The organism is Treponema sp. JC4 (assembly GCF_000260795.1).
Taxonomy (GTDB): domain Bacteria; phylum Spirochaetota; class Spirochaetia; order Treponematales; family Treponemataceae; genus Treponema_D.
In genome coordinates this window covers 160,078-180,526 of the sequence record NZ_AJGU01000001.1, presented here as the reverse complement: position 1 = coordinate 180,526, position 20,449 = coordinate 160,078, and the positions used below count along the sequence as shown (strand labels likewise).

Sequence of the window (20,449 nt, the reverse complement as noted above, 5' to 3'; positions counted from 1 at the left end):
TTTTATATTGAAAGGACGGTTTCGCCTTCACGGATGCTGCCTTTTACACGGACAATCTGAACATCCAGGGCAGGATTTTCTATGCGCTGAATAAGCAGCATTGCCAGCTGCCGCCCGATTTCCTTTGCGTTCTGGGCATAGGTTGTGAGGGCTGGAGTAAGAACTGAAGAAAGGAAGATACCGTCGTAACCGACAACGCTGATATCGCGGCCCGGCACCAGATTATGTTCATGAAGAACTTTGAGCCCGCCAAGATAGGCAAAATCATCTGGGAACATAATACAGGTAGGAGGATTTTTCAGCGCCAGAAGTTTTTTGGTAGCCTCTTCGCTGGATTTTGTATCGTGATAAATGCCTTTTATGATATATTCCTTTGGCACGTGAAGCCTATTTTCCCGCATTACATCGTAAAAAGTGTCCAGGCGGACGTTTGTAACGTCGGTGCTGTCTCCGTAAATGTAGGCAATCTGCTTATGTCCCTTGGAAATAAGGTAATTCAGCATCTGTTTTATGCCGTTTTCGTTATCACTGAGTACAGAAGAACAGTCGTTTTCCGAAGTATAGTCCAAAAGACAGACCGGAATATCTGAATGAATGAGTTCCTGAATGTCTTTTCGGTGATAATCGTTTGTGCTGGCAATAACAACCCCGTCAAAGCCCCGGTATTTAGCCTGACTCAGGTAAGAATCTTTTTCGCGATTTACGCTGTTCAAAAAGCTGATGTTATAGCCGTTAAGATTTGCGTTTATGTTTAAGGAATCAAAAATGCTTGCAAAGTACTGATGCTGAAGTCCGCTTTCTGTTGCATCTTCAAAGATAACGCCTATGTCGTAAGAGCGGTTTGTGCGCAGTTTACGGGCAGCGGCATTTGCACGGTAGCCCATTTTTTTTGCAGTTTTCTGCACAAGTTCTATGGTAGCCGCACTGATTTCCGGACTCTCCTTCAGCGCTTTACTTACCGCCGAAAAAGAAACTCCGCATTCTCTAGCAATATCTTTAATAGTAACTTCAGCCATAAATCTATTATTAGCACCAAAAGGCTCTTTTGTAAAGAAAATTACGACAACGTTGTAGAAAAATAAGGGGATTTTTAGAAAGAATAGCGGACGAAGGCTTCTACGTTCCAGGTGTAGCCGTCGGCAGCGGAATTAGCAGTAGAAAGCAAAGAATATTTTGTTTCTGAACTTGTCTTCTGATAATCATTTCCGACAAGCTGATTTATGTAAACAAACTTAAATCCGGCACCGGCAGAAAGACCTTTCCAGATTTTTACATCTACTTCTGTTCCTACATTAAAACTTTTGAAAAAGCCCTGCATTTTATCAAGATAATAAGCAGGAGATGAGGTACCATCTTTCAAAATATGATGATCAAGAGAATTAATCTGGGTAAAGACAGAAAGTCCAAAATCAGCAGAAACTGTGAACCTTGTCAAAAAATTAAACTTTAATTTCAGTCCAAGCAGATAATTAAACAATTCCCGTTCATAAGAAATTACATCACCAGTAAAAGTTCCTGAAGAGGAATGGTCTGGATCATTATAGGGGTAAAGATTATTATTTCCATACCAGTAAGTACCGCCGTTCGCAGTATATTTGATTCTGGTGTAGGCAATTCCAACATAAGGATTGATATTCAGAAAGTTCCAGGTTTTTATATTCAGACCAAAGCGTAATCCCAAATCACCAAGGTAATTAACTTTATTATCACTTTCTGAATAATTAGTTTTCATTCCATAATTAGAAGTATTGAGCCAGTCTGAATCATACATGGCACCACTGTCTTTTGGGATTCCCCACATACAATCTGCTTCCAGTAAAAGCATTTCCCAGCCGATAGTAGCATTAAGGCCAATCATAGAGATATTCTGGATTTCCCAGTTCAATTCACTCTGCTTCTGTCCGTTTGTATATAAGACATACTCATTCAACTGTCCATTCTGCAATGCATACTTGGGCGCTACCGAAAACTGAAAAATTTCAAAGGCAGACAGTTTTCCAAAGAAAAAAATCACAAATGAGAGGAAAATTATCTTTTTACAAAAGCTGGAAGCTGACACTTAAAACCTCTGTTTTACTCTGCAGTGCTGTCTACTCTGTAAATCTTGGCAAACTGCTTTCTGACTGCTTCCATATCACGCGGATAAGGAGCGGTAAAGGTTACCTTTTCGCCTGTTTTGGGATGAGTAAATTCAATTTTATAGGCATGAAGGGCAAGGCGCTTCAAAAGAGGACGCTCTTCTTCTTCATCACCACGCCAGTTTTTCTTAATTTCGCTGAGGCGGAGGGGCTTCTGGTTACCGCTGTAAAGAGGGTCGCAGACAATGCTGAGGCCGTTAGCCGCAAGATGCACGCGAATCTGATGAGTGCGCCCCGTAAGAGGTTTTGCTTCTATCCAGCTGAACTGGCCGCAGGTTCCAATCAGATGAAAGTCTGTTTCACTTGGCTTTCCGAATTTCTTATCAACAACTGTACGGTGGCGGGCATCTCCATCCGGCTTGAGGGCAAGTTTTACTTTTAAATCCTGCCAGAGAGGATGGCCGTAAACCAGGGCATGGTAAGTTTTGTGAACCTCGCGTTTTTCAAACTGCATTGAAAGTTTTTTATGAGCCTCTGGATTGCGGGCATAAATAATAAGGCCTGAAGTATCTTTATCAATTCTATGAACGGCGTAAAGTTTGCCGAATTCTTTTTCTGCAAGTAAATCCAGGCGGGGAGCGTCCGGGTCGTAACGGTCTGCAGCAATAAGGATGCCGGAACGTTTGTTCAAAACGACTATGTCTTCGTCGCTGTAAATAACGCTGTAATCGAAATTCTTCATAAGCTTATTATAACGGAAATATTTTACTAATTAAATAGTGCCATTTACAAAAAAAATGGCTCCCGGTCGCAGAGTATGAAGCAAAACCGCGCAATAATGCGCTACACGCTGATTGTTGCTGAGAAACTATAGGAATGGTCGCTTTCGCGACCGCAACAATCAGAGTGTTTTTGCTCCACACTCTGTTCCCTCGCGCCATTTTTTATGTCAGAGCAAATTACCTTGTAGTAAATTGCCGTTATACAACACTGTATTGCACATCGCCGTAGCTTGGCACCGGCCACAGGTCTTTTGGCGTAATAACTTCAAGCTGGTCTACAGAAGAGCGGAGCGCATTCATGGCAGGAAGAATGTGCTGGCGGCAGAAGAAGGCTAGTTTTGATGCATCTTCAATACTCTTTGCCTCAGCAACAGCCTTTTCAAGCGCTTCAACGTTATCAAAAATCTGACCGGTCAAATCTGAAACGCGGACAAGATTCTTTTCTTCATATTTTACATTTACCCCTGCATTTGCAGCTTTTTTAGCATTAATTGCATCAGAAAGACGGCGGCCAAAGCGGCTGGCAGCAGGAAGATAAAGCTTGTTAGCCATTTCGAGCATGGTTTCTGCTTCAATCTTAACAATCTTAGAATAGTTTTCGTTGTGGATTTCAAAGCGGGACTTAAGCTCAGTCTCCGAGTAAACACCGAACTTCTTGAAAACCTTAACGTTCTTTTCATCAAGCAGGTGAACCAGAGCTTCCGGAGTAGAAGGAAGATTCAAAAGACCGCGTTTTTCAGCCTCGCGAACCCATTCTTCAGAATAACCGTCACCATTAAAGATAATACGCTTGTGCTCTTTAATAGTACGCAAAATCAGGGCATTAAGTTCTTTAGTAAAGTCCTTAGCACCTTCAAGTTCATCAGCAAATTCGCTCAAAACTTCTGCAACACAGGTGTTCAAAATTGTATTACAAAGGGCAATTGAATCATTAGCACCAAGAGAACGGAACTCAAACTTATTAACAGTAAAGGCAAAAGGAGAAGTTCTGTTACGGTCAGTAGCATCACGGCTGAATTCAGGTAGAACAGTAACACCAATCTGCATTTTCTGCTTACCCTTTCCGCCGTAAGGTTTTCCCTCTTCAATAGCATCAAGAATACCAGTAAGTTCTTCGCCAAGGAAAACCGAAATAATTGCAGGAGGCGCCTCGTTGCCACCAAGACGGTGATCGTTTCCGGCAGATGCAACAGAAATACGCAGCAAGTCCTGATATTTATCAACCGCCTTAATTACACCAACCAGGAACAAAAGGAACTGAGCATTCTGAGCAGGTGTAGCTCCAGGGTCGAGCAGGTTCTTTCCAGTATCAGTAGAAATAGACCAGTTATTATGCTTACCCGAACCGTTTACACCGGCAAAAGGTTTTTCGTGCAAAAGACAAACCATACCGTGCTTGCGGGCAGTCTTACGCATAAATTCCATAGTAAGCTGATTGTGGTCGCAGGCAATGTTAGTAGTCGTAAAAATTGGAGCAAGCTCATGCTGAGCCGGAGCAACCTCATTGTGTTCAGTTTTAGCAAGGATACCAAGCTTCCAGAGCTCCTTGTTCAAATCCTTCATAAAATCCTGAACGCGGGATTTAATATTACCAAAGTAGTGATCTTCAAGTTCCTGACCTTTAGGAGCCTTAGCGCCAAAGAGAGTGCGGCCAGTAAAAATCAAGTCCTCGCGTTTTTCCCAGACAGATTTATCAACAAGGAAGTATTCCTGCTCAGGGCCGACAGTTGTAATTACGCGGCTAACGTTTTCGTTACCTTCAAAAAGATGAAGAACGCGGAGAGCTTCCTTAGAAATTGCTTCCATAGAACGCAAAAGCGGAGTCTTTTTATCAAGAGCATCGCCGGTATAAGAACAGAAAACAGTCGGAATACACAAAGTTCCGTCTTTAATGAATACATAAGAAGTCGGATCCCAGGCAGTATAACCGCGAGCCTCAAAAGTTGCACGAATACCACCGTTAGGGAAAGAAGAAGCATCCGATTCACCCTGAACAAGCTCCTTGCCAGAAAATTCCATAATAACACGGCCGTCTTTAGTCGGCTCAATAAAAGAGTCGTGCTTTTCGGCAGTAACACCGGTCAAAGGCTGGAACCAGTGAGTGTAGTGAGTTGCCCCCTTTTCAATCGCCCAGTCCTTCATGGCATTAGCGATAACAGCCGCAACAGTCGGGTCAAGCTTTTCGCCGCCCTGAATAGTCTTCATCAGCTGCTTAAAAGTCTCTTTCGGTAAACGCGCCCTCATTGTTTCTTCATTGAAAACGTTTTCGCCGAACATCTCAGTTACAGAACTTTCCATCTTTGTCCTCCGGAACTTTTTGTGCGTAAAGGCAGTGCCTTAAATAAAAAAAAACGTCGTGGAAAGTACCCTGATAAGAATCTGAATACTGTCTACGACGTCTTTAACATGCTTATTTTTACTATTTTATGGGCTTTTGGTCAATCAGCCAGAGTTAATTTTTGAAGTATTCTTAAATATTTCAGGCGAGTTTCCCTTCCCAGTCGCACTTCGCAGTTCCCTAAACCGGTCAGTTGCGGCAATTCTTGCCGCAACCGCTCCGCGCTGCTCAAGGCTCCCGCCGGGGGAAAACAACAATTTCTAGTTTTAGTCTGGCAGATATATGACTGTAGGCCATAAAGAAGTTCCAGTCAAAGAAAAATCAAAACCATTTTGATCTGCAGACTTATATATAGCTGTACCACTAGCATCGTAAATTACCATAACGCAAGTTGCATGAACAACTCCACTACTTTGTGATGCTTCTATAATTTTCTCTAAAACCAGTTCTCCTTGTTCTTTATCACTTGAACAACTAGCCGTAACTGCAGACGTTATTGCTGCCACAGAAAGAGGTATTCTATATGTACCAGAATCTAATGCTATTACAGAATCCATTGTATACTCTCCTCCAGCCCAATAACCGGAAGTTTTAGTTATACCAGCAATTTCTTTAAATGAAAGTTCACATCGAGCATTTGCAGGAATCGTTATTTTATCAATTCCACTCTGCGAATCTGTATATATATCTATATTAAGAGTTGCTTCACCTTCATCACCACCTCCACTAGGGTCGTCTCCACCTCCACCAGGTTCATCGCCACCGGATTCTTCAGTTCCATTAAAGACAAGTGTTTTTCCATGAAAATTAATTTCATAGGTCATATCATAATAACCTTCAGTTTCTGAAGGACTTGCTGTTACATCAACCGTAATTACATTCGTATCCTTTAAGAAGGCAAAATTTGAAAGGTCAGAATTAACTGTTGCAAGTTCTCTTATAGGAAAGTTTCTCTTTGGACTTCCTTCAACAAGACCAATAGAAACTATTCCGTAATTTTCTGTAAGCAGGGCATAAAAAGGTTTATCTTCAGAAGCACAAATACACATCTGTCCAAAATCTGAATCTTCTCCTGTACCTACAGCACTTTCCAGATACCTTTGGAAATCATAATATGGGATTTCTTTATAATCCGGGTCAAAACCTTTTATAAAAGCTCCCCTAAAATCTATCATTGTGACTGCAACACTTTGACTTCCTGAATTTACATAAATGCTTTCTTCAGCTCCGCAATACAATGGTCGACGCATGTAGTAAGGCTCAATACCATCACTCATATAATCACCCATCATCGATTCATCCTGATAAAGCAAAGCAACAAGTGCATACTGACCTACAGGAATTTCATCAAGAGTTACAGATTTTTGAACTCCTGCTTCAATCTCATAATAGGAATATCTTAATTGACCTGATTTAAAAGTCTGAAAATCATAACTGTAAACAGCAAGCTGTAAAACTAAATGCCTAAGTTCACCTTCATCTTCAGTAATTGGTTCATTTTCCTGCATAAGAGTGCGGGCAGACTGAGGCTGAGCCACTATAGCGCGGAGCTGGTCGCTGGAAAGAGAAAAACTTACCGAACCGGTGTCGCTTGAATTAAAAAGGGCTGAACAGGAAATTAAAAGGCATGAAAGAAAAAGGGCTGCAAGTTCAGTAAAAAAACGATTTAAATAACGTCGCATAGGCGCCTCCTGAACTCTGTCTTAAGAGAATCTTCTATATTATAACACGGCATTCTATACAGTAAAGAAAAAAGAAATTGGCAAAAGAAATTAAAAAAATATATAATGCCCCTATGCTTAAAAACTATCTCTGGATATTTTTTATTTCCATGATTCCCCTGATTGAGCTGCGTGGAGCAATTCCGGTTTCTCAAGCCTTGCAGCTGCCGGTAGTGCAGTCCTATCTGGTTTGTATTCTGGGAAACCTGATTCCAGTTCCTTTTATTTATCTTTTTGCCCGCCGTTTTCTGGAATGGGGACAGGACAAACGCTTTACAGGAAAAATCTGTACCTTCTTTTTAGAAAAAGGTGGTCATGCCGGAGAAAAACTTCAGGCTAAAGCCGGTAACGGACTTTTTATTGCCCTGATTCTTTTTGTAGGCATTCCTCTTCCGGGAACAGGAGCCTGGACTGGAACTCTTGCGGCCAGTCTTCTGGATATAAGTTTTAAGAAAACCATTCTTGCCGTAATGCTGGGGCTTCTTCTTGCTGGCTGTATTATGATGGCAGGTTCCTTCGGACTTTTTAAAGCTGTGATGTAACTGCTTATTTGCAGTATTAATATAGAGGTAATTTATGTATCAGTTAGTTTTGAATCAGCTTATTGTGATGGCACTTATTGCGCTTGCCGGCTTTGTTTTTGCCAGAATCGTAAAAGTAAGTGATAAAGAGCAGAAATTTTTGAGCAAACTGCTTTTGTATTTTGTAAATGTCTGCCTTATCATTGATTCTTTCAATATGGAATACGACGCTCAGAAATTCCGCCGCTTTCTTTTTGCAGCCCTGATTGCCTTAATCATCCATCTTTCGATGATTTTTGTTTCCTTCCTTTTGACTCACTCAAAAAATGCAGAAAACCGTTCTTACAATCACATTGACCGCCTTGCCATGGTGCTTACAAACTGCGGCTTTATCGGCATTCCTCTGATTAAGGGAACGCTGGGAAATGCAGGAGTTTTCTATTTAATGGGCTACCTGACAGTTTTCAACATTCTGGCCTGGACCTGGGGTCTTTACCAGATGAGCGGAACTATCAGTCTTAAAAAAATCATTGTGAATCCGGTAATTTTGAGTGCTGTATTCGGTATCTTCCTCTTTTTGATGCCTTTTACCCTGCCGGAGCCAATAATCCGCCCGATTAAAATGATAGGCGACTGTAACACAGCCCTTGCCATGGTTATGGTTGGAATTCTTTTTGCTGATTTCCATTTTTCTTCTAAATATACACTTCGCCTTATCAAGGCAGTTCTTGGACGCCTTCTTTTGTGTCCTTTTATTGCACTTTTGATTATTTTTGCCTTCTGGAAAATGAACCTAAACGTAAGCGATGCAAGAACAATTCTTTTTGTAGTTTTAATCTGCGCATCCTGTCCTGCTGCGACAACCGTTCCGGGACTTGCAGCACTTTTTGACAAGGATGCCGCTTATGCAAGTTTGACAGTGTCGGTTTCGAGCTTACTCTGTATTTTTTCTGTGCCGGCCTTTGTTGCTCTGGCAGAGAATTTACTGAAGTAAGTAAATCGGGGGCGTTGCGGGGAACTCCCCGCAGAGAGGGTAGCACGCAACGAAGTGCGGGCGCAGGGAGAGACTTCTCCCTCCGCCAAGTTTTACTTACAACTCTATAATACTTTTTACTCCAATTGCAGAGTTCACCCAGCTCACTTGAAAAATTCTTCTATAAAAGATAATCTATCTTAATTGCAAACAGATAAGTAAAGCTAAAAAATTGCTGAATCACAATTTTTTTTAACGCTTTGCTATAGAACACCGGCGGCTCTGACCGGCCGCCTTACACAGGAGTAGGCTATGGCTGAAGAAAAATATGATTTTTCCATTGAAAATTTGGGACCTTGTTCTATACAGTCTCCTATAAAACTTTCATCGGTATTTGGTGACGGAACAGCTAACTATGTAAACGACAACTCTTACGTTATCAATCAGATTAACGTTTATGATACATCAAAACCAATCGTTTTGGATTCTTCAAATCTTATTGAAAAAGCCGGTCCTCGTGAAAAAATCTATTTTGACCCGGCTCATGTTCGTGCCGGCATTTGTACCTGCGGTGGTCTCTGCCCTGGTTTGAACGACGTTATTCGTGCTATCGTTCGCTGTTTGAATACACGCTACGGCGTAAAAACTGTAAAAGGTTACCGCTTTGGTTACCACGGATTCTTTGCAGAGGAAGGTTATGCTCCTCTTGATCTGGACAGATATTTAATTGATGAAATTCATAAGATTGGCGGTACTTATCTTGGTACCAGCCGTGGTGGTGGACAGCGTGTTTCTGAAATCGTTGACTGTCTTGAGCGCGACAACATCAATATGCTCTTTATTATTGGTGGTGACGGTACTCAGCGCGGTTCTTATGATATCGCATGCGAAGTTGAAAAACGCGGTCTTAAATGCGCAGTAGTTGGTATTCCAAAGACTGTTGATAACGACCTTATGTTCATTGACCGTTCATTCGGTTTTGAAACTGCCGTTCAGCGCGCTAAGGAAGCTGTTTCTGCTGTTCACATGGAAGCTGCAAGCCAGATTAACGGTATTGGTCTTGTAAAAATCATGGGTCGTGAAGCAGGCTTTATTGCAACTGAAGCTGCTTTGGCCAGCCACGAAACAAACTTCTGTTTGATTCCTGAAGTTCCATTTGAAATGGAAGGTGAAAAAGGCTTCCTTGCTTGCCTTGAACGCCGTCTTGCAAAACGCGGTCACGCTGTAATCGTAGTTTCTGAAGGTGCCGGTCAGGACTTGCTTGAAAGCACTGGCGCTACTGATGCTTCTGGAAACAAAAAACTTTCTGATATTGGTCTCTTCCTTAAATCTCAGATTGAAAAATACTTCAAAGAAAAGAATATCGAAATCAACCTTAAATATATCGATCCTTCTTACCAGGTTCGCGCTTCTGTTACAACAGCTGCTGACTCAATTTACTGTGAGCGTCTTGGAAACAACGCCGTTCACGCTGCAATGGCTGGTAAAACAAAGTGTGTAATCGGTCTGGTTCACGACAAGTTCGTTCACCTGCCAATTAAGGCTGTAACAGCTCACCGCAACGCTGTTGATCCTGAAGGTTCACTCTGGCGCGATGCTCTGGATGCTACAGGTCAGCCAATTTTGATGGTAAACGACATTGAAAAGGCTAAGGAAAAGATGGCAGCTGCTCTGGCTGGTGCTAAGTCTAAACCAAGCGAGCAGAAAAAAGGTAAATAAGCAATAGCTGGGGTTAACCCGGCTAGTGCAGGAATCCCGCGGTAATTAATCGCGGGATTTTTTTTACCCTAATTCAGTCTTGGCCAGCCTAGTCAAAATTCATATATATGCCGACATAGAGCTTAAAGTTATTGATTCGGGGCAGATAGGAAAGCTGCAATTCTGTCCGCATGTTCTGGTTGGAAAGAGTTCCGATAACGGGAACGATATCAAGAATCACTTTAAGGTAAATATCATCAACTTTTTCTGCGCGGTTAAAGGTATCCCAGTAATTTGACAGATTCCTTATATCAGGCTGCTGCTGGGTTTTAGTGTCATAATTCAGGTTGAAAGAATAACCTGCATAGATTCCGGTTCGGGAAATAAAAACTGGATAAAGGCCATTTTTAATTTCTTTTCCAAGCAGGAGAAGCTGACCGCCGACTTTGAAGGCAGTACCTTCTGTAACAAAAGCTTCGCAGAAGGCTTCTGCCGGCAGACAGAAGACCAGGCCCTGATAATCATCAAAAGGAAGAAGACGGGGAATTGCTACAGAGCTGTCAAAACCGACTGTATATCGGCTAACCCTGTCGAAAATTGATTCAAAATCGGCAATGGTAGTTATTCCGCCTGCAAAACCGAACTTTTCAAAAAGGCTGTTTCCATCCTGGTGGATATTTGAATAATTTACATTGGCATATATCTCGGTAAAATGATAGGCAGCGGAAAGAGAGGGCCAATGAGTCAAATCCGGGTGAACTTTACTTTCGTCAAAGCCCAGATACATTGAAGAAGCAATATACTGCAGCTTAAAATTAAACTCCAGAGCATTCATATTCAAGATAAAAGGGAGTTTAAAGCTTGCACCGGCAAGAGATTTCCAGGCATAAGTTCCGCTGCTTGAAAAATTGAAAATTGAGCCAAAACTCAAATCAAGAGGCGTTGAAGTATTTTTTATAAGAGTTCCAAAGCTTATATCATTTTTGAATTTCTTAAAGTTCTGGATTATGCGGTCAACTTCATCTACAAAGTTTTTTCCCAAATCTTCGATTCCATACTGAGAAAGACCAAAACTTACAGAGGCCATGATTGTCGTATTATCATAGGGGTCAGAATTTGTTGTATAGGAAATACCAAGTCCCGGCCAGAGTACAACGTCATTTTTATAATCAAAGGAAGCAATCGGGAAGAAAGGATACATGGCACCCGCAGAGGCATATTTAAGAGGATAATAGCGGGTGTGAGGGAAGCTTATTCTCAGTTCTTCCAGAGTCACAGGAGCAGGCTGATCGAAAGTGTCCAGTTCTGGCAACGGATTTTTTTTGATAATTTTTCCTTCCGTAAACTCAATAAAAGGAAGATTTATATAGGCAATTTCATCGTGATCTGTAAAGGATCGAGAAAAATAAATCAGGTGGTCAGAAATGGCAGGACTTTGAAGACCACCTGAAATATCATTCTGCTGAAGCTTAAGGCTTACAGGCTCAAATGCTTCATTTAATTCTATGATTCCAAGGCGAGTGAAGGAATGAGCCTGAGGGTCTACAAACTCAAAGGTAAGCTTTTGATTTTCAGGGGCAGCACCGGCTGAAAAACGAAGATTTTTAGGCTTAAAGGCCTTATCCTTATCGTTTAAAAGATAATAGAGACTTTCTTTATCTTCAATTTCAGTTTCCAAGTCCGAAATATTGATTTTCAAAAGTGAAATTTCTTCGCCCTGCCCTAAAAGACAGATAAAATTATCCGGCCCGCAGAAAGAAAGACTTTCCAGACTTACGTCAGGGGCAAAAACCTTTTTATAAAGAGGAACTTTCTTCTTCTGCCCTTTCTTCCTACTTTCAAAATCATAAACTTCCAGGGCTGCTTTTTTGTCTGAAGAATTAATTCCTGCTACATAAAGCTGCTTGTCTGTGCCAGCAACAAAGGCTGCATCACGAAGCCTGAATTTTCCTGTAAGCAGGCAGTGTCTTTTTAAATCATAAAAGCGGACATTTGGAAGGACAAAATTTTCCCGATAGTAAGTTTCGTTACAGCAGATCAGAAGATAGCGGCCATCGGGCGAAAGATCCAGTTTTGTAACATCCTTTGCAAATAAAAGATGATACTTAAATAATTCCGGCCTGTTTTTTATGGGATTTTTGTATTCCTTTGCAAGCAGGACTTCGTTTTTTATAGAATCATAATAGACAAAGCCATAAGGAGTTGAAAGAAGATTTTTATAAGTGCCGTCGCTGGTAGAAAAAATCCTCTGAATCAGGGAAAGTCCGCCTTCTGTCTCTTCTACAAGCAGTTTTTCCGGAAGGGGAATCATCTCCTTAAAGACATTCCATTCATCATCAAGCTTTTTATTATAAACCTTTTTGAAAATGCCCTTTGTAAGGCGGGGAAATTTAATTTTTCCACATTCATGCAGGAAATCTGAATATTTTTCTATGCCATAAGTTCCAATCAGATAGGCGGCAAAAGCAGAATTAGCAGCTACCGCAAGATGGGTGTCTGAATAGGCGTTGGAAGCGGCACCAGCCTGAAGCCAGGAAGGAAAGTTCCCTTCAACCTTAGCCTGAGAAAGCACCTGCAGAAAATATCCGTCGTTGTACTCGCCTTTTCCGGTCAAAATCTGGTCTAAATAGGAAACGCCATCCAGAGCAGAAAAAGGAAGGTTAAGAACTTCGACTGGCTGCCACCAGGTCATGAAATTTGAAAGGACTTTATTAAAGGGACTTTTTATTGATGCCGCAGTTGCCTTAAAAATCTGGCTGTTAAAAAGTGTAAGCAGCTCGTCTTCGTAGGTTTTGCCGGCGGTAGAAGGAAGACCCTCCTTTACGACAATACGGTTATAGGGGTAAGCAGTATAGGTTACAGACAGAAGATCTGAATCCGGAGTGATTACGATGGGAGTTTCATAATTTTTGTCTGCCGAAAGTAATTCGGCGGCATTTTCGTAAAGGGCATCTGCCTTCTGGGCAAGCAGTTTTGCAGTTTCTGTGCTTTCCTTTGAATAAAGAATGTTGAAGTATTTTGTTTTGAGCTGATAGATAATGCGGGGCTTTATCATTTCGCCCGCAAAAAGAGAGGGGGCATAAAAACAAAAAAGGAAAAATTGCAGAATAAAAAACGCGATTGTTCTTTTTGCAATTTTTCCTTTTTTCATGGATATAATAATATCAGATTAGCAGAATTCTTTCAGTACCTCTTTGTAGATTGCCAATCCTTCTTCAATTTCCTTGTCAGAGATGTTCAATGGAGGGAGGAAGCGGACAACATCGGCACCGGCAGTTGTTGTACAGAGTCCTTTTTCCAGACAGCGAACTTCAATATCAAAAGGCTTAACGCTCAGGTCAATCTGAGTTCCAATCATAAGACCTTTACCGCGAACGTCCTTTACAATAGGAAGATTCCAGCTTGCAATCTGACCGCGGATATAGTCTCCGGCGTGATTTACACGATCAAGGAAAGCCTGGTCGCTTACAGTATCAAGTACAACAAGACCTGCAGCACATGCAAGAGGGTTTCCTGCAAAAGTTGACTGATGATCGCCTGCAACAAAAACATCTGCTGCCTTACCGCGGAAGAGGCAGGCTCCCATTGGAACGCCGCCTGCAATTCCCTTGGCAAGAGTAACAACTTCAGGATTAAAACCAAGTGAATCGCTTGCAAGGAAGGTACCGGTACGGCCAACGCCAGTCTGAACTTCATCAGCCATAACGATAGCACCAGCCTCGCGTGCAGCCTTAGCCGCAGCCTGAGCCCATTCAGGACTGATAAGGTTTACACCGCCCTCACCCTGAATACATTCAATAAAGAGAGCGGCAGTTGTATCATCAAAAGCGCCCTTAAGAGCGTCAAAATCGTTTGCCTTAATTGTTTTAAATCCTTCCGGATATGGAGCAAAGCTGTCCGGGTGGAATTTATCCTGGCCGGTTGCAGTCAAGGTTGCAAGAGTACGTCCGTGAAAAGAAGATTCCAGAGTTACGATAGTCTTGCGTTTGCTGCCGCCATTGAGCTGACCGTATTTGCGGGCAAGTTTAATTGCGGCTTCGTTAGCCTCAGCACCAGAGTTTCCAAAATATCCGCGTTCAAAACCAGTTACCATCAAAAGATTTTCTGCAAAATCAAGTCCTATGTCAGAAAAATAGTAGTTTGAAATATGGATTTCCCGCTTTGCCTGACCAGCAACAGCCTTTACAAGCGGCTTATAATTATGACCAAGACAGTTAACACCAATACCTGCAATAAAGTCGATGTATTTTTTCCCGTTTACATCCCAAAGAGTCGAACCCTTACCCTTTGCCATTACAATGTCAAAGCTTCCGTAGTTGTTTACAATTTTCTTTTCCATATTTCCCTCACAAATACGAAGATTGTATAAATATGCAGAATTATGCCGTTATTTGAATAAAAATGCAAGTTAAATAAAAAGGAGGGGAAGACTTTCCCCTCGCCTAGAACCTAGAACCTAGAACATGAAACCTTACTTACCAATAATATCACGTGCCAAGATTTTTGCAATGTTAGGTCTCTTAACTAGGTCACCTTTCAAGCCTTCTTCGCGGGCCTTGTTTACGTAGTTAGGATCCTGGAAGCTGTACTTGAAGTTCGTATGAACGTCGTAAGTTCCCTTCATGAGAGCGTAAGCATCTTCTGTCATTACCAGCTCTTCATCTGTTGGGATAACGAAAATCTTTGTCTTTGAATCATCAGCGTGGATGTATGTTTCAGCGTTTCCAGTAAAGCTCCATTCGTTGCGCTGTGCATCAATCTTAATGCCGTAGTTTTCGAGACCTGAACAAGCCTTCATACGTGTGATTGGTCCGCGCTCGCCTACACCTGCTGTCCAAACGATTGCATCTACGTGGCCGAGTTCTGCCATGAAGGCACCGATGTACTTCTTAATGCGGAGAGCTTCCATTTCGATAGAAAGCTGGCAGAGTTTGTCGCCCTTTGCGGCGTCGATTTCGATATCGCGGCGGTCAGAGTATTTTCCTGTAATACCAAGACAACCACACTTCTTGTTGAGAGCCTTGTCCATTTCATCAGCTGACATTCCAGTTTTTCTCATAATGTAGAATGGAAGAGCCGGGTCCAGGTCTCCGGAACGTGTACCCATTACAAGGCCTTCGAGAGGAGTAATACCCATTGTTGTATCGTAGCAAACGCCGTTCTTAACAGCACACATAGAAGAACCGTTACCGATATGGCAGATGATGAGGTTGCAGTCTTTAGGATCTTTTCCAAGGAGAACAGCAGCACGCTTTGCTGTGTAAAGGAATGATGTTCCGTGGAAACCGTAGCGGCGGGCAGCGTACTTCTCGTACCATTCGCGTGGAATTGCGTACTGGAAAGTTTCTTCCGGCATTGTCTGGTGCCATGCTGTATCCATGATAGCTGAGTGAGGAACGTTTGGCATTACCTTCTGAGCAGCTTCAATACCCATGATGTTAGCAGGCATGTGGAGAGGTCCGAGGTCTACTACCTCGCGGAAACCGTCGAGAACCTCTGGAGTGATAAGTACAGACTTTGTGAACTTTTCGCCACCATGAAGTACGCGGTGACCAACAGCTCCAATTTCATCCATAGATTTGATTACACCAACTTCCGGGTCAGTGATTTCTTTAATGATAAGTTCGATAGCTTCTTTGTGAGTTGGACAAGGGCTTTCAATTTCAGTTTTCTTTCCCTTAGCCTTGTGAGTAATGCAGCTTCCTTCAATTCCGATGCGTTCAACAACGCCGTTAGCCATTACTTCTTTGTTGTCCCAGTCATAAACCTGATACTTTGCAGATGATGAACCGCAGTTCAATGTTAAGATTACCATAAAAACCTCTAAAAAATAATTTGCGAATAAAAAATGGGTGTCCGCTTGTCGGTGGGTAGGGAAAATCCCCAAAATGCTCGCTGGCAGTCAGGCACTCAGAAAAATAAGATTTTGTTAGTATATTCCTATTTAAAGCGATTTTCAACACAGTGCAACAGGTCTTGCAACTCGCCTGAAAAAATTCTTTGTCCTTTTTTTAAACTTGCTCGTATAATGTTATGTATGAATTAGAAGATTAAAAGCATAGGAGGCACAATATGACAAATGCAGAATTCAAGAAACATTTGGAAGAGAACAGTGGATCAGTTGCAGGTGGAATTATCTGCGGAGTTATTGGTGCTGTTGCCGGCGCTTATTACGGCTGGAATTATATTTAAGTTCTTTGTAAGGCAAAAGAATGAAACGAACTATTGTAATTTGTGAATATGTTTCGACTGGAATAAATTATATAGACGATGTTCTTTCCCGCGGTTATGAACCTGTCCTTCTGGAAGGTCATTATGTTGGAACGGGCGAAGAAATTGCCTATATAATGGAAGAAAGAAAGCATATAAATGAAAAATTTAAGGGGCGTTTCAAAATTATTAAGGAAAGCCCTGACTATCAGGAAACTTTGCGGCAGGTCAAGGAAGTAAATCCCCTGCTGGTTATTCCTGGTGGTGAATTTGGAGTTCCTCTTGCCACACGGCTGGCAGCAGACCTAGGCCTTTTGGGCAATCCGCTCGAAAGGCTTAAGGCTATGACGGAAAAAGAAGCCATGCATCAGGCCCTTCGCGAAAAGGGACTTCGTTATATCCGCGGAAAGCTTATTTTTTCTGAAGAAGAGGCTCTGGCCTGGTATGACCAGCTTGGAGTTGAAGACGTTGTTGTAAAACGTACCCGGGGCGGCGGAACTGCGGGAGTTTTTCTCTGCCACGGAAAAGACGAAATGCTTAAGGCGGTTCGGAAAAGTTTTTCTGATGCGGCTAAAGGCGAATGCGGTCAGGGCAACATTGAGATTTTGATTCAGGAGCAGATTAAGGGAACTGAATACATTGTGAATACGGTTTCCTGCAATGGAAAGCACAGGGTTGTATCGGCCTGGGTTTATGATAAGGTAAAAATGGCTAACGGGGGAAATGTCTATAACTACGCTCTTTCCATTCCGCGGCTGGAAGTGGGGCACTCAAGACTCTGCCGATATGCCCTGCAGGTGGTGGATGCAATCGGCATAAAATACGGGCCTGTTCACGGCGAATATATGATTGATGATAAGGGGCCTGTTCTGATTGAGGTTAACTGCCGGCCTATGGGAGCTGGCTTACCAAGAAAGTTTACAGAGAAGATTTTCTTCCACCACGAAACAGATGTAGCGCTGGACTCCTATCTTAATCCTAAAAAATTTGAAGAGGATGATATAAAGCCTTACCGCACTAACGAATTTGGTGCCTTAAAAATTATTATTCTTCCGGGTGAAACGGAAGTAAAATCTGCCCCGATTATGCAGATTGCAAGACAGTTGAAATCTTATTATGCAAGTTCTTTTGCGGGAATCGGGCAGTCTGAAATTCTGCAGGAAACGCGGGATTTAGGAACTGCCGGCGGTATGATTTATCTTCTCAGCAATGATGAAAATCTTGTAAAAAATGACTGTAATCTTTTGCATTTAATAGAAATGAAATATCCGCGGATTTTCTTTCAGGATTCGGCTTACCAGGAACGCTTTAATTCAGCTCCCCGTGATATTGGAGAAGTTCTTAAAGCTGCCCGCTGCCATGGTTCGACTCTTGTTTTCAGCGATTCATCTGATGAAAATCTTCCTTTTGCAACTTTTACAGACAGTGAAAATCTTGCGGTGGCCTACGACAGCTACGAAAACGGTGTTCTTGATTTGTCAAAGCCTGAAAGTTTTGCCGATCTGGAAAGTGTAATTCAGCAGATTTTTACCTTTTTCAAAAAGATTCGCAAAGGCGGTCGCATAATTGTTCCGGAAAGCACCTGGTGTCATCTGCCTTACGGAATTGAAGGCATGGAAATTCTTATGCGTGCCGCAGGACATCTGGTCGAAATACCTCTTGCAAATCTTCCTGAACTTTTGATTTCTTCGGTGGAGTAAGTATGATTGAAAAAATATTTCTTGAGCAGTTTAAAGAAAGCGCTGCAAAAAATGCTGACAGGATTGCTATTCAGGATAGTGATGGAAAAACTACCACCTACAAAGAACTCTTTGCCGCCGCAGAAAGGGCTGCAAAGGCTATTCAACTGAGGGGAATTAAGCCCGGCTCACCTGTAATCATTCTTCTGGGAAGGAATTCTGATTACATTATCTCCTACCTGGGAGTTTTGATGGCTGGATGTATCGGAGTTCCCCTTACAAGCGCCTACCCGGAAGAACGAATCCTGGAGATTGAAAAAGACTGTAAGGCGGCATATATAATCCGCGATTACAGGGAGTTTTTGAACATTCTGAAGGACGGAGATAATGCCCCCTTCCAGCCTCCAGTCATCTCCGGCAGGGATTCCGCAATTTTACTTTATACTTCCGGCTCTACAGGAAAGCCTAAGGGCGTGCTTCATGACCACAACAGCCTTACTGCGGCAGCTGAGCGCACTTTTGAACTGATGGCAGGCTTTGACCACATCCGTTATGCCTCTAACCCGCCCTTTCAGTTTGCGCCCTTTACTTCGGAATTATTTTCAGTTCTTTTACAGGGGGGAACTGCCTTTATCATAGACAACGAAACCCGCCTGGACGTAAAGAAAATGCTTTTCTTTTTTAAGGAAAACAAAATCGACCTTTCCTATATTCATCCCCAGATGCTGAAAATCATGCGTACTCTTGTAGATGATAAGGATTTTCCTGTAAAACGGGTTCTTGCGGGTGCCGAGCGGGTTATCAATCTCTATTCTCCTTATTTTGAAATCTGGAATGTTTACGGAATGAGCGAAACTCTTGCCGGAATCAGCTATTTTAAAATTGATAAGGAATACGAAAACGTTCCGGTTGGAAAATCCTATAAAAACAACACAATTACAATTGTAGATGATGAAATCTGCGTAAAAAGTTACTATGCCCGTCAGTATTTGAACCGGGAAGCAGAAAGTAAAAAGACCTTTGAGGTCTGCGATGACGGTCAGGTACTTATTCACACCGGCGACCGGGGCTATTTTGACGAAAATGGTAACCTTGTAATTACCGGCCGCATGGACTTTATGATAAAGATCAACGGAAACCGGGTTGAGCCGGAGGAAATTGAAAACAGACTGCTCATGATTCCGGAGATTAAGGAAGCGGTGGTAGTCGGCATTTCCCAGAATGGAAGAAATCTGCTTGCTGCCTACTTCACAATGAAAGAAGCAAAAAATCTTTCCAAAAAGCAGATTTTTCAGCATTTGAAAAAGACCCTGCCCGACTATATGATTCCATCTCACCTCAAGTGTCTGGAGCAGATGCCCCGAAACTTCAACGGAAAGATTGACAGAAGTAAACTGCCTTCCATTATAGAGGATGAGGTTGAATTAATAGCACCATCAAGTGAAAGGGAGATTCAGGCTCAGAAAATCTGGTCAGAAATTCTGAATGTTGATTCAGACAAAATCGGCATTAATTCGGACTTTTTTGAGCTTGGCGGAGATTCAATCCGTTCGATTATGCTCAGCGTTCAGTATGAAAAAACTTTTGGACTTTCAATTACACCGACTGAGATTTTCAAAAACAGAACTTTAACAAGCCAGCTTGAACTTTTAACTGCAGAAAAGAAGGTTTCTGACATTTTTGTTTACAATGATGATCTTTCCCTTCCGCGGGTCTATTTTGTTCACACGGGGCATACTGGCGGCGAGGCCTACCTCAATCTTTCTAAGCTTTTGCGTTCGGCCTGCAGCATGCGCTGTTTTGAGCCAAATAACGTTTTTCATCAGGATAATCTGATTAAGGGCGCAAAAAATCTTGCGGCAAAGTACATAGAACTTTTGAAAGCCGATCAGCCAAAGGGGCCTTACATTCTGGGCGGCTGGTCTTACGGCGGAATGATTGCCTACGAAATGGCCTGCCAGCTGAAGAAGGCGGGCGAAGAAGTTCTGCATCTCTTCCTTCTTGATCCTGATTTTATGACCAGCGAACGGGAAAAGGAACTTTATGCAAAGGTTTTTACCGCAGACAATTTTGACGACTACCTGAAAAAAGATCCTCTTTTTGAACGTTTCCGTCAGATGGGGCTTCTTAACAAGGTAGAAAAGAACAGCAAAATCGTTCTGGAAGACATGATTAATTTTGAGCCGGAAGATTACGATGGCAAAGTAACCTTCTATAAGGCCCAGAAGTATGATGTCAGGGAAGATTCTCCGGAGACCGACAAGGAACTTTTTTCTATTATGAAGGGAAAAAAGGCAAACGGTTTTGAAGATAAAATCAAAAATCTGAAAATAATCAACATAGATACAGAGCACGACAATTTTATGAAAGGTTATGCACTTTATAAAATTGCCCTCAATATGGAGATGACAATTACAAGCCTTAGGAAAATATGATATAATAGAAGTCT

General features: G+C 42.2%; 13 protein-coding genes. 5 read left to right on the top strand and 8 right to left on the bottom strand.

Annotated elements, in window-relative coordinates; genetic code table 11:
* Positions 1–2: 2 nt before the first annotated feature.
* The 5 genes from MSI_RS00745 to MSI_RS00725 form a co-directional block, all read right to left on the bottom strand.
* Positions 3–1,016, bottom strand: coding sequence for a LacI family DNA-binding transcriptional regulator (locus tag MSI_RS00745; RefSeq protein ID WP_009102637.1), 1,014 nt, complete (start codon positions 1,014–1,016; stop codon positions 3–5).
* 74 nt (positions 1,017–1,090) lie between these two features.
* Positions 1,091–2,014, bottom strand: a complete 924-nt coding sequence (locus MSI_RS00740; protein WP_255324443.1) for an omptin family outer membrane protease — start codon at positions 2,012–2,014, stop codon at positions 1,091–1,093.
* A gap of 59 nt (positions 2,015–2,073) precedes the next feature.
* Positions 2,074–2,820, bottom strand: coding sequence for an RluA family pseudouridine synthase (locus MSI_RS00735; RefSeq protein WP_009102632.1), 747 nt, complete (start codon positions 2,818–2,820; stop codon positions 2,074–2,076).
* Positions 2,821–3,058: 238 nt separating this feature from the next.
* Complete coding sequence (locus tag MSI_RS00730; protein ID WP_009102630.1) at positions 3,059–5,158, bottom strand: glutamine synthetase III; 2,100 nt, start codon at positions 5,156–5,158, stop codon at positions 3,059–3,061.
* A 306-nt stretch (positions 5,159–5,464) separates the two neighbouring features.
* A complete protein-coding gene (locus tag MSI_RS00725; protein ID WP_009102627.1) occupies positions 5,465–6,880 on the bottom strand; it encodes a hypothetical protein in 1,416 nt (471 codons plus the stop codon).
* 113 nt (positions 6,881–6,993) lie between these two features.
* Between MSI_RS00725 and MSI_RS00720 the strand changes: the two genes are divergently transcribed.
* The 3 genes from MSI_RS00720 to MSI_RS00710 all read left to right on the top strand — a co-directional run bounded on the left by MSI_RS00720 (position 6,994) and on the right by MSI_RS00710 (position 10,132).
* The gene (locus MSI_RS00720) at positions 6,994–7,461 is read left to right on the top strand and encodes a small multi-drug export protein (RefSeq protein WP_009102625.1); all 468 of its coding nucleotides are present in this window, start codon (positions 6,994–6,996) and stop codon (positions 7,459–7,461) included.
* 34 nt (positions 7,462–7,495) lie between these two features.
* Positions 7,496–8,434, top strand: a complete 939-nt coding sequence (locus MSI_RS00715; protein WP_009102623.1) for an AEC family transporter — start codon at positions 7,496–7,498, stop codon at positions 8,432–8,434.
* A gap of 291 nt (positions 8,435–8,725) precedes the next feature.
* Entirely contained in the window at positions 8,726–10,132 is a 1,407-nt protein-coding gene (locus MSI_RS00710) for an ATP-dependent 6-phosphofructokinase (protein WP_009102620.1), read from the top strand.
* An 88-nt stretch (positions 10,133–10,220) separates the two neighbouring features.
* Here the strand turns inward: MSI_RS00710 and MSI_RS00705 are convergent, their stop codons facing one another.
* The 3 genes from MSI_RS00705 to MSI_RS00695 form a co-directional block, all read right to left on the bottom strand.
* The gene (locus MSI_RS00705) at positions 10,221–13,262 is read right to left on the bottom strand and encodes a hypothetical protein (protein WP_009102618.1); all 3,042 of its coding nucleotides are present in this window, start codon (positions 13,260–13,262) and stop codon (positions 10,221–10,223) included.
* An 18-nt stretch (positions 13,263–13,280) separates the two neighbouring features.
* Positions 13,281–14,450, bottom strand: coding sequence for an acetylornithine/succinylornithine family transaminase (locus MSI_RS00700; protein WP_009102615.1), 1,170 nt, complete (start codon positions 14,448–14,450; stop codon positions 13,281–13,283).
* Positions 14,451–14,582: 132 nt separating this feature from the next.
* Positions 14,583–15,926, bottom strand: coding sequence for an acetate kinase (locus MSI_RS00695; RefSeq protein ID WP_009102613.1), 1,344 nt, complete (start codon positions 15,924–15,926; stop codon positions 14,583–14,585).
* A gap of 397 nt (positions 15,927–16,323) precedes the next feature.
* Here MSI_RS00695 and MSI_RS00690 point away from each other — a divergent pair, with 397 nt between their 5' ends.
* Both MSI_RS00690 and MSI_RS00685 read left to right on the top strand, forming a co-directional pair.
* Positions 16,324–18,021, top strand: coding sequence for an ATP-grasp domain-containing protein (locus MSI_RS00690; protein ID WP_009102608.1), 1,698 nt, complete (start codon positions 16,324–16,326; stop codon positions 18,019–18,021).
* A gap of 2 nt (positions 18,022–18,023) precedes the next feature.
* Positions 18,024–20,435 carry an AMP-binding protein gene (locus tag MSI_RS00685; protein ID WP_009102605.1) on the top strand — a complete coding sequence of 804 codons (2,412 nt, stop codon included), beginning with the start codon at positions 18,024–18,026 and terminating at the stop codon, positions 20,433–20,435.
* Positions 20,436–20,449 lie beyond the last annotated feature (14 nt).